Consider the following 10,492-nt stretch of genomic DNA (forward strand, 5'->3'; position numbering starts at 1 on the left):
CGGTCAGCGGACGCGGTTCCGTCGGCGGGGGCGGGCGTGGGTGCGGGTGCGCTTGCGGGCATGCGGGAGCCTTCGGGTCAGGGAGCGTACGGAAAGGAGGGCGAGGACGAAGCTCTGCACGGCCTGGGCCCGCATGAGCCGGCCCAGCAGGAAGAAGACGACGGTCACGGTCGCCGTACCGGCGGCGAGCCCCGCCACCGGCCCGTCGATCCGGCTGGTCACGAACGCCCCTGCGGCCGTCGCGCACACCGCCGCGCGCACCGGCTTGCTCAGCTCGGCCACCACCCGCCGGGTCCGGATCGGCACACTGCGCGGCCCCATCCCGTAGAGCAGCAGGGCGGCCGACAGCGTGATCCCGGCCGCGTTGGCGGCAGCGATCCCGCTCACACCCCACGGCTCGACCGACCAGGCGCCGATCCAGGAGGTCGCGACGATGCCCGCGGTCATCGCGGCGAGGGGGTACCAGGTGGGCCGGTTCGAGGAGAAGTACGAGCGGACGAGCGCGCCCACCAGGGTGTGCCCGAGCAGCCCGACCGCGTACACACGCATCACGGTGGCCGTCGCCTCGGTGTCCTGGGCGGTGAACGCGCCCCGCTGGAAGAGGAGTTCGATGATCTGCGGCGCACACGCGACCACCGCCGCCGCGCCGAGCAGCACCACCCAGGCGGCCAGCGCGAGATCCCGCTCCACGCGGTCGCGGGCCCGCTCGGTGTCGCCCTCCGCGATCGCCTGCGCGACCACCGGGAAGGTGACCGTGCACAGCATCAATGACAGCGTCATCGGGATCTGCGCGACCTTCTGCGCGTAGTTCAGGTGCGAGATGGCCCCGGCGGGCAGCGTGGACGCGAGGAACCGCTCGATGAGCACCTGCGACTGCCGGGTCAGCGCGAACAGCAGCACGGGTGCGACGAGCGCGAACGCCATCGGCGCCCCGGACGTCTCCTCCACCACGATCTCTTCCGGTACGGCCGACCGGCGCCGCCGCAACTGCCTTAGCACGGAAGGCAGTTGGGTGACGACCATCAGGGCGCCGCCCACCGCCACCCCGACCGCCGCCGAGCGCACCCCCCACCGCCCACCCAGCACGAACATCGCCGTGATGATGCCGACGTTGTAGGCCACGTAGATCGCCGCGGGGGCCAGGAACCGCCGGTGCGCGCGCAGGGCTGCGCTGCAGTACCCGGCGAGCCCGAAGCTGAACACGCAGGTGGCGGTGAGGCGGGTGCAGTCCACGGCGAGCGACGGGTCGGGCAGGCCCGGGGCGAGTGCCTCGACCAGGTAGGGAGCGGTGGCGATCAGCAGCGCGCCGACCCCCGCGCATGCCAGCGCCAGCCGGGGCAGCGTCGACGCGACCAGCGCCCGCACCGGATCACCGGGGGCGCCCTGGGCGCGCCGGGCCAGCGCCATGCTGAAGGCCGGGATCAGGACGAAGGCCAGCCCGTCCTCGATGAGCAGCGTCGCCGCGAACTCCGGCACGGTCCACGCGACGAGGAAGGCGTCCGTGTCACTGCCGGCCCCGAACAGCCGGGCCAGCGACTGGTCCCGGACCAGCCCGAGCAGCGCGCCCGCGACCGAGAGAACGGCCGTGATGAGCGTGGCCTTGGCGAGGAACTTCCGGGAGACGGGGGCGAGTTCGGCAGCACCGGTACCTGTTTCGGCAGCGGCACCACCCCCCTCGTCCCCCTTCTCGCCGCTTCCCTTCGTGGCCGGCGAAGCGGCGGCGCGTGCCGCGGGCAGCGTCACCCTGGTCTCTCCCTCGGGCCGAGGAGGCGTCACGTTCGTCACGCCGAGGCCTTGGCCTCGGGCACGCAGTCGCCGCCGACGAGGGCCCACCAGGCGACGAGCCCGAAGGCGAGGGCGGTCAGCACGGTCGCGGGCCCGCCGATGTCGGCGTACAGGAAGTCGATCAACTGCCAGATCAGCAGCCCGCAGGCGACGAGCGCGCAGTCGAGTCCGGACGTACGGCTTCGGCGCACCCGCACGAGCCCGCGCAGACCGCACACCAGCAGCGCCAGCCAGCTGCCGCCGAGGGCGAGCAGCCCGATGAGCCCCTGCTCGCTCAGCACCAGCAGATACATGTTGTGCGGGGACAGCAGTGGCTGTTTGCGGTAAGCGGCGCCCGCGCCCTCCGTGTCGCTGCCCGAGGACAGGGCCAACGAGGCGTGTCCGTCGCGGTGTTCGGGGAAGCCCTTCAACCCGACGCCGGTGAGCGGGTGTTCGCTCCACATGTCGGTCGCCGCCGCCCACATCGTGTACCGGTCGGTGACCGACTGGTCGGGGGCGTCGGCGACTTGGGTGATGCTGCTGATCCGCTCCTGCAGCATGGCCGTACCGACGCCGAGGCCGCCGACGAGGATCACCGCCGAGGCGGTCACCACCGCGCCCACCTTCAGCGCGCGCCGCATCCCGGCCAGCGCCAGCTGGAGCGCGCAGGCCGCCGCCGTGGCGATCCAGGCGCCCCGGCTGAAGGAGACGGCGAGCGGGGCGAGCAGCACCAGGGCGCAGCCGGTGGCAACGGCCCGCTGCCGGGCGGCAGTCGACCCGAGGGCGAGCCCCACCGCGCACATCAGCCCGAACGACACCACGGTCGCCATGCCCATCACGTCGGCGGGCCCGAAGGTGCCCACCGCCCGGATCTCCGCGCCCTGGTAGGAGGCGCCGGTCCCGGTCGCGTACTGGTGCACCCCGACCGCCCCCTGGAACAGGGCGAAGGCGACGAACGCCCAGGCCAGCACCCGGAAGTCGCGCCGGTCCCGGACCAGCAGCACCACGGACGCCGGGACCAGCACGAAGATCTGGAGATAGCGCCCCAGCCCCCCGAGCCCGGCCGCCGGCGAGGACGCCCCGACGGCCGCGACCGCGAGCCCGACCACGGGCATCCCGAGCACCACGGCGGCCGTACGGGACAGGGGGCGCCGCCGCTCCCGTACGAGCCGGATCGCGCAGTACAGGACCACGAGCCCGGAGACGGCATCGGCCGGGGTCGCCCCGCCGTCGGCGCCCTGCGCGGCCGGCAGCGCGAGCAGGGCGATCACCAGCATGACCGGCAGCAGCGGGGCGAAGGAGGCGAGGGGCACTCTGTACGGCAACGTCAGCGCGGGGCTGTGGCTCACTGCGCTCAACTTCCTGTCGGTCGGACGAGCGCGGCGGCGGTGCGCAGCAGGATGCAGATGTCCTGCCACAGCGACCAGTTGTCGATGTAGGCGTTGTCGAACCGGGCGCGGTCCTCGATCGAGGTGTCACCGCGCAGACCGTGCACCTGGGCGAGCCCGGTGATCCCGGTCTGCATCCGGTGGCGGGCCGCGTAGCCGGGGTAGGTCTGGCTGAACTGCCCGACGAAGTACGGGCGTTCGGGCCGCGGCCCGACCAGGCTCATGTCGCCCCAGAGGACGTTCCAGAGCTGGAGCAGCTCGTCCAGCGAGGTCCGGCGCAGGAAGCGGCAGAACCAGTTCATGCGCCGCTCGTCGGCGACGCTCCAGCGGGTCGCCGCCTCCATCTCGTCGACCGGGCGGTGGGTGCGGAACTTGAGGAGGGTGAAGGGCCGCCCGTCCATGCCGATGCGCTCCTGCCGGAAGACCACGCCCGGCCCGCCGGTCAGCCGCAGCACGACCGCGCACAGCAGCAGCATCGGCGAGACCAGCAGGAGGAGACTCCCCGAGACCACCACGTCGAGCAGCCGCTTGCCGATGCTGCCCGGCCGGTCCGGCAGCATCGCGAGCCGTCGGCAGGAGAATCCGGCGAGCCGTTCGGCGCTCTCGTACGAGGGCGACTCGGCGTCGATCTCCCACACCGTGCAGCCAGACTCGGCCAACGCCCGCAGCAGCGGCCCCTGTTCGGCCCGTACGGAGGGATGGACGGCGAGCACGGTCCGGACGCCGTTCTGGATCAGCGCCCGCTCGACCTCCTCACCGGTGGTCAGCACGGGCAGGCCCGCGACGCCGTCCGGGTGGTCGGTGACGAGCCCCACCGGCCGTACCCCGCACGCCGGGTGGCGCAGGAAGGCGGCGGCCACGCGCCGGGCGGTGCCGGCCGGGCCGATGACGAGGGCCGTGTGCGGGCGGCGCAGCAGTGCCCGGCGCCGCACCCGGTGGACGATCCCGCGCCCGACGGCACTCGCCGTCGCCTGTACCGCGCAGCCCAGGACGAGGGTCCGCGCGGACAGCGCGTCGGCGGGCGCGTACGCCCCGACCAGGGCGGCCAGCGCCAGCCAGCCCATCGCGATCCGGCCGCAGACGGCGGGCAGTTCGTCGAGGAACGCGGGCACGGACTCGGGCCGGTAGAGCGAGGCGCGCGTGTTCAGTACGACCACACCGAGCAGCAGTGCGCCGACCAGGAGGGGATGGCGCAGGGGCTCGGTCAGCGCCAGGACGCCGAGCAGGGCGGCGCTGCTGTCGACGGCGAGCAGCGGCAGCGGGGAGGCCGGCCGGGGCGCGGGACGCCGGCCGGCCGGGAATCTGAAGCCGCCGGCCGACCCGCGGGGCGGGATGACCGAGACGGCGGACGCAGATACGGCGGACACGGTCGAGAATCCGTGCTCCCGCGGCCCTCCGCCGGGGGAGGGGACGGTACTTTCCGCAGTCACGAGTGGATGGACTCCCTGTACTCGGCGCGCACGGGCGGCACGGCGTGCGCGGTGATCAGCTCGCGGTACACGCCCGCGACGGCCTCGGCGGTGTGCCGTACGTCGTGCGCGGACAGGACGTGCTGACGCCCCAGTTGCCCCAGCGACTCGCGCAGCGGCGGGTCGAGCAGCAGTTCGGTGACGGCTCCGGCCAGCGCGGCGGGGTGCTCGGCCGGCACCAGACAGCGCGGTGCGAGAGCGGTGGGCAGACTCTCGCGCCCGCCGTCCACATCGGTGACGACCACCGGCCGACCGCAGGACATCGCCTCCAGCGGCGCCAGCGCCATGCCCTCCCAGCGCGAGGGCAGGACGACCAGATCGGCGGTCCGGTACCAGGGGACGGCATCGGCGACGGCCCCCGCGAACAGCACGGAGTCCGGGGCGAGCGCCCGCAGCCGCCCGGCGTCAGGGCCGTCCCCGACGAGCACGAGCCGCGCCCCCGGCACCCGTTCCGCGACCTCGCCCCACGCCCGGAGCAGCACGTCCTGCCCCTTCTGCCGGCACAGCCGCCCCACGCACACGACCAGCGGAGCACCCGGATCGACGTCGGCGAGCAGCGGAATCCCGGCCCGTACGGGGTTCTGGGCCGCAGGCCGGAAGCGCTCGGTGTCGATCCCGTTCGGGATCACCTGCCACTGCCCGGTGATCCCGGCGCGTACCCCGGTCGCCCGTTCGGCGTCGCTCACGCACACCACGCGGGAGGCCCAACGCGCCCCCCACCGCTCCCACTTGAGCGCCAGGGCCGCGGTGGATCCGCCGACCGCCTCGAACGACCAGGCGTGCGGCTGGAACACCGTCGCCACCCGCCCCCGTACCGCCAGCCGGGCGGCGAGCCCGGCCTTCGCGCTGTGCGCGTGCACGACGTCCGGCCGTACCGCCCCGATCAGCCGCCCGAGCCGCCATACCTCACCGGCGAGCGAGGGCCCCGGGGCGCGCGTCGCGTGCCAGGGGCGTACGCCGGCGCCGAGCGCCCGCAGTCGCGCCGGGAGTTCACCGTCGTCCGGGCAGGCGACCGTGACGTCCAGACCGGCGGCGAGCTGGGCCCGCGCCAGGTCCGTCACGACCCGGGCCACCCCGCCGTCCACCGGCTGGGTGATGTGCAGGACCCGGGGCCGGGCGTCGGGTGCTGACAGTTGCATGCGCGGTTTCCTCGCTCACGGGTGGCGGCGTTGGACGCGCCTCGGCTACTGCCGGGCGTCGACGGCCACGAAAAGTGCGCCGGCCCACGCCGCGTCCCGCTGGGAAACGAGCCGGAAGGCCAGCTGGTCACCACCGCGCCGCAGCGCCGTACCCAGTTCGAACACGTCGGAGTCGTAGCCGAGGGTGTTCGCGTACGCCGGAACGCGCTCCGAGGCGGCGCCGCCGATCGTGGAATTCAGCACGTCGTCGCGGGGGTTGGCCGCGTCCCCGAGCACGGTCGTGCGCCCCGCGACGGACACCGTCAGGGAGTCGCCGGGGCTGCCGCGGTCCCCGTTGTAGGCGACCAGGCCCGCCCGTCCGTTCGCGCCCGCCGGGAACGGGAGTTCGGCCAACCGGACCAACGGATCTTCACCCTCCCGGGACTCCAGCGTGTCGAACCCGTCCCACACGGCGAGGTGCCGCAGCGGCTCCGCGGCCTTCTCGTACGCCACGACCAGCGTCCAGCCGCCCCACGCCCCGGCCGCCGACCTCCCCATCGCCACATTGACCTGCGCGACCGTGTACAGCCCCGAACCGCTCTCCCGGACCAGCTTCGTGACATCGGCGGAGGCCTGGAACGCGTCGGCACCGCGCGCCACCCGGTGCCCGACGACCGAGTCCGCGAGCAGCTCCTTGTACTCCCCGCCGGGCTCGGCGATCAGCACCCGCCCGTTGTCCTTCGGCGGCTTCTGCTCACCGACCTTGAGATTGCCGCCCCAGTACAGCCGCGCGTACGAGACCCGCCCGCCCTGCGGCACCCGGACCTCCGCACGGCTGGAGTTGTACGTGTTCGGATCGCTGTCGACATCGACGTAGAACATGTCGAAGTCACCGTTGACCGCCGCCTTCGCGCCGCCCGTCGCCGTCGTGAGCTTCTCGCCCCTGCGGACGCCCGCGCAGGTCCCGAGGGTGGCGCGGCAGCTGATGGACGCGTTGGCCGCGCGGACGATCCCGCCGTGTTGGAGGGCGCGGTAGCGCGGGGCGAACGAGAGGCGCGCGGCCTCCTTGCCGGGCTCGGCCGTCGCCGTACCTCCCGGAGTGCAGATCGCGGCGAGGGCAAAGACGCCCACCATCGCACGGCGCAGCAGAAGACCCGGGGAAATACGCATGACCGGCGTTGCCCTTTCGGGGAAAAGGTCGTGGACCGACGGACAGAAAATGTGGACATCACTTATGTGCCGCATCCGTCCCCGGCCTGTTTCACGCGACGGATTCCGGGTGGCGGTCGACCTTTTGGGTGGCTTTGGGACGGCTGGCGGAAGGTGAGTCACTCTAGCCGCTATGCGTATTTATTGGTGATTCATGGAGACTGTGTCGGAATCGTGTGTCCGGGCGATCCGAGAGATCACCCCATTGGCGGCACAACCCGGGCACGCGCCACGCGTTGACACAGCGTCGGGCATCCCCGCCCGGATGTTTGTGAACAACTCCCAAGGAGCACTTCTCCATGTCGCGTATCGCGAAGGGCCTTGCCCTTTCCTCCGTTGCCGTCGCCGCTGTGGCGGGTACCGCCGGTGTCGCCGCCGCCGACAGCGACGCGCACGGCGTCGCTGCCCACTCCCCGGGCGTCCTGTCGGGCAACGTCCTGCAGGTTCCGGTCCACGTGCCGGTCAACGTCTGCGGCAACACCATCAACGTCATCGGTCTGCTGAACCCGGCGTTCGGCAACACCTGCGTCAACGACTGACGTAAGCCGGCGCGGACCCTTCTGCCGGCCGCTCTCCCTTCCGGGGAGGGCGGCCGGTTCGCGTTCCGGGCGTTCGCTCCGAGGCGTTTGCTCCGAATGGCGGCGGCGAATGCCGGACCGGTTGCAGGTGGCAACGGTGGATCTGACGGTGGACACATCTGTCCGGCACGTCACGGCTCCACCGCACCACCGAAAGGAACTTCCATGCGCGCTCTGCCCGCACGGCGTATCGCGTCCACCGCTCTCTGCGCCACCCTCCTGCTCGGAATAGGCGCACCGGCCGCCCTGGCGGACGACGGCGACGCGGCCCGCGAGCGCGGCCACGCGGCTTCCCAGGCTCCCGTCCCCAACGCCGACGCGCTGCTCGCGCAGGTCAAGTCGCTGGGCGACCTGGGCGGCGTGGTCAAACCCGTCACCGATCTGCTGAACGCCGTGCTCAAGGCGGACAACGGTCAGTTGCCGCTGGACGAGGCGACGAAGCTGGGCGACGCGGTGAAGGCGGCCATCGCCGCGGCCACGGCGGCGGCCCCGGCACCGGTCACCCCGCCGGTGGACCTGCCGGCGACCCCGGAGGTCCCGGCGACTCCGGCGCTGCCGACTGCTCCCGCCCTTCCCACGACTCCGGCGCTGCCGACCACTCCTGCCGTGCCGACGACTCCGGCGCTTCCGACTGCGCCCCCGCTGCCGGTCTACTCCACGCTTCCGGCGCCGCTCACCGACGGCAAGGCGGTCAAGGGGCCGCTCGACATCAAGGGTGACGCGCTCACCGCGCTGCAGAAGGCGGTCGACACCCTGCTCACGGCGGTCACGTCCGGCGATGTCGCGAACGTCGTCCCGGCCGTCACCGGGGTGGTGACGAGCCTCGTCGGTCTCGTCGCCGCCACCTTGCTCGGCAGCGGACTGCCGGCGCCCGACCTGGCCGGACTGCCGTCGCTGCCCAAGCTGCCGGCGGAGGTGCCGCCGCTGCCGGTCCCGGTACCGCCCCTGCGACTGCCGGCCAACTAGGGGTGCCGACGGAATTTCTGCGGCCCGTGCGTCAATCCTTTGAGACGTATTTCGTCTTTCGGGAATGGTGTGGGCCGCAGAAATTTTCTGCGTATGGGGTTTCCGTCCTCACCGGGGCTCGTTAGACACGGCGACAGAATTCCCGAAGAAAGGAACATGATGAAGTCCCTGAAGGCTGCCGCTGTTGTTGCCGGGTCCCTGGTCATCGCCGGAGCTGCCGCCCCCGCGTTCGCCTACGACACCGCCGACCTCACGCCCACCAGCCTCAACGGCGCTGTGAACACGCTCACCAAGGGCCCCCTCGACGTGGACCAGTTGCAGCCGCTCCAGCACCAGTCGAACGCGCTGGACACCGAGAACAAGGACTCGGTGCTCAGCACGGTGAAGGGCGCGACGACCGCCCTCAACTCGAACGGCGGGCTGCTCGGCGGGCTCCCCCTCCAGGGCTGACGCACGTCTTGAAAGGACCGATTCCGGCGCGCGGAATCGGTCCTTCGCGCTGTTCGAGCCCCGTCCCTCTTTCGTGTGGATACCGGCGGGAAATCCCCCGGTCGAGTGAGAACACGGCCGGACGCGCCAATTCCCGTCGATAGGGTTCCGCGGTGACCTCAACCTCAAGCGAAACGCGCCCTTTCCGCATCGCCGACCTGGGCACGCTCGTCGTCATGGCCTGGAGCGGTGACGCCCCCGACGGCGACATGCCCTACCTCCTCGCCTACTCCCTCGGGGACGGCGAGGGCGGTCCGGAGGCCTCGGCCGTCGCCGTCGAGCAGCTCCTCGCCAACACCGGTCTGCCGGTCGGCGGCGACATCGTCGACGGCTCGACCCGGCCGAGCCTGCCGGTCAGCCTGCTCGTCGAGGCCGGTACGGCCGTCGTCAACATGCCGCAGCTCAACGCCCAGTGCACCCCGCCCCCGGAGTGGCTCACCGCGGTCGGCGAACGGGGCTTCGCCTACCTGGTGTTCACCACCCGCCCCTGGCCCGAGGCGCAGCCCGGCAAGACCGTCGAGCCGGAGGCCCTGGCCGCATTCGCGGGCGCCGAGGAGACCCTCACCGCCGCGGCCCACGTCATCCTCCCGGCCCGCAGCCTGCGCAGCTGACGACTGACGACTGCCGGCCGAACGGCGAGCGGCCGAAGGCGGGGGCCGCTCTCCGGGCTGATCTGACGACTAATGCACCACTCGGGGGAATCTTGAGCTGATGCGGTTCTCAGGATCGTTACGCGTTACGGACGAACTCCCCCGATTCCTGTAAAGGACCGTACTTGCCATGAAGTCGACCACTCGAACCCTTGCCGCCGCCGTCCTCACCGGCGTGGCGGCGGCGGTGGGCGCCACGGCTCCCGCCGTCGCGGCCGACACGGTCCCCGTACCCGTACCGCTGGACGGCGTCGAGAAGTCCCTCAACGTGAACCTGCCCAAGGTCGGCGGCGAACTGCCCCTGCTGATGCCGGGCGTGCCCGAGGGGCCGCGCTATGTCGAGGGCCAGATGATCCCGGCCAGCGCGCTGCCGCAGGTGCCGCTCGGTGCCGCGCTGCCCGGGCTGTCTGCCGAGACGCCGCTGCCGCAGGCACTCGGGAAGGGCTTCGACGAGGCCTCCGTCAGCCTCCCCGCGGCCGACCTGCGGACCCTGACCCCCGGCCTGTCCGTGGAGACCCCGCTGACCGCGCCCAACCCCGAGGTGTTCGGCCTGCCCACGCTCAAGGAGCCCCAGGCCGCCGTACTCACCCCGCTGCTGCAGACGGCCCCCACGGGCGCCCTGGGACTCGGCTCGCTGTAGTCCACAGGCTGACGAACCGGACGCGCTGGGCCACCGGGCGGTCGCATCACCGAACGAACGGAACCAGGAGAGAGGCGAGAGTCTTGTTCGTCAGCAGAGTGCCCCGGGGCCCGGCGGGTCCCCCCGCCCGCTCCGGAACGCGGCGGGACGCGCTGCGCGCCCTGTGCGTGTCGGCCCTCGCCCTGGCCGTGGTCCCGGTCGTCGCCGCCGCGTGGCCCCGA

The 10,492-nt window shown here is 72.6% G+C and carries 10 protein-coding genes; 5 read left to right on the forward strand and 5 right to left on the reverse strand.

Going from position 1 to position 10,492, the window contains the following annotated elements; all coding sequences use genetic code 11:
* Window positions 1–3: 3 nt before the first annotated feature.
* From murJ to ACWCRB_RS36160, 5 genes are all read right to left on the reverse strand, one after another.
* Window positions 4–1,743: a murein biosynthesis integral membrane protein MurJ gene (gene murJ / locus ACWCRB_RS36140; RefSeq protein ID WP_451000091.1), complete on the reverse strand. Its 1,740-nt coding sequence runs from the start codon at window positions 1,741–1,743 to the stop codon at window positions 4–6.
* Between the two features lie 38 nt (window positions 1,744–1,781).
* Window positions 1,782–3,041 (reverse strand): O-antigen ligase family protein, encoded by a 1,260-nt coding sequence (locus tag ACWCRB_RS36145; RefSeq protein ID WP_451000099.1) that lies wholly within the window; start codon window positions 3,039–3,041, stop codon window positions 1,782–1,784.
* 77 nt (window positions 3,042–3,118) lie between these two features.
* Window positions 3,119–4,582, reverse strand: coding sequence for an exopolysaccharide biosynthesis polyprenyl glycosylphosphotransferase (locus ACWCRB_RS36150; protein WP_451000092.1), 1,464 nt, complete (start codon window positions 4,580–4,582; stop codon window positions 3,119–3,121).
* Window positions 4,579–5,760, reverse strand: a complete 1,182-nt coding sequence (locus tag ACWCRB_RS36155) for a glycosyltransferase (protein ID WP_451000093.1) — start codon at window positions 5,758–5,760, stop codon at window positions 4,579–4,581. The genes ACWCRB_RS36150 and ACWCRB_RS36155 overlap by 4 nt, the downstream gene beginning before the upstream one ends.
* A gap of 45 nt (window positions 5,761–5,805) precedes the next feature.
* Entirely contained in the window at window positions 5,806–6,909 is a 1,104-nt protein-coding gene (locus tag ACWCRB_RS36160) for a DUF3344 domain-containing protein (RefSeq protein ID WP_451000094.1), read from the reverse strand.
* A 338-nt stretch (window positions 6,910–7,247) separates the two neighbouring features.
* On the opposite strand from ACWCRB_RS36160, the gene chpG reads away from it, so the two are divergent.
* From chpG to ACWCRB_RS36185, 5 genes are all read left to right on the forward strand, one after another.
* Window positions 7,248–7,487, forward strand: a complete 240-nt coding sequence (gene chpG / locus ACWCRB_RS36165) for a chaplin ChpG (RefSeq protein WP_235478560.1) — start codon at window positions 7,248–7,250, stop codon at window positions 7,485–7,487.
* 204 nt (window positions 7,488–7,691) lie between these two features.
* Window positions 7,692–8,492: a hypothetical protein gene (locus tag ACWCRB_RS36170; RefSeq protein ID WP_451000095.1), complete on the forward strand. Its 801-nt coding sequence runs from the start codon at window positions 7,692–7,694 to the stop codon at window positions 8,490–8,492.
* A 159-nt stretch (window positions 8,493–8,651) separates the two neighbouring features.
* Entirely contained in the window at window positions 8,652–8,942 is a 291-nt protein-coding gene (locus tag ACWCRB_RS36175) for a hypothetical protein (RefSeq protein ID WP_369036125.1), read from the forward strand.
* 152 nt (window positions 8,943–9,094) lie between these two features.
* Window positions 9,095–9,592, forward strand: coding sequence for a DUF5949 family protein (locus tag ACWCRB_RS36180; RefSeq protein WP_235478562.1), 498 nt, complete (start codon window positions 9,095–9,097; stop codon window positions 9,590–9,592).
* Between the two features lie 169 nt (window positions 9,593–9,761).
* Window positions 9,762–10,271 (forward strand): hypothetical protein, encoded by a 510-nt coding sequence (locus ACWCRB_RS36185; RefSeq protein ID WP_451000096.1) that lies wholly within the window; start codon window positions 9,762–9,764, stop codon window positions 10,269–10,271.
* Window positions 10,272–10,492 lie beyond the last annotated feature (221 nt).

This window comes from Streptomyces sp. NPDC002156 (genome assembly GCF_053593675.1).

Coding starts and splice junctions, on each gene's coding strand:
- ACWCRB_RS36145 (WP_451000099.1), bottom strand. CDS start 3,041: ATGCTGGTGATCGCCCTGCTCGCGCTGCCGGCCGCGCAGGGCGCCGAC.
- ACWCRB_RS36155 (WP_451000093.1), bottom strand. CDS start 5,760: ATGCAACTGTCAGCACCCGACGCCCGGCCCCGGGTCCTGCACATCACC.
- ACWCRB_RS36160 (WP_451000094.1), bottom strand. CDS start 6,909: ATGCGTATTTCCCCGGGTCTTCTGCTGCGCCGTGCGATGGTGGGCGTC.
- chpG (WP_235478560.1), top strand. CDS start 7,248: ATGTCGCGTATCGCGAAGGGCCTTGCCCTTTCCTCCGTTGCCGTCGCC.
- ACWCRB_RS36170 (WP_451000095.1), top strand. CDS start 7,692: ATGCGCGCTCTGCCCGCACGGCGTATCGCGTCCACCGCTCTCTGCGCC.
- ACWCRB_RS36175 (WP_369036125.1), top strand. CDS start 8,652: ATGAAGTCCCTGAAGGCTGCCGCTGTTGTTGCCGGGTCCCTGGTCATC.
- ACWCRB_RS36185 (WP_451000096.1), top strand. CDS start 9,762: ATGAAGTCGACCACTCGAACCCTTGCCGCCGCCGTCCTCACCGGCGTG.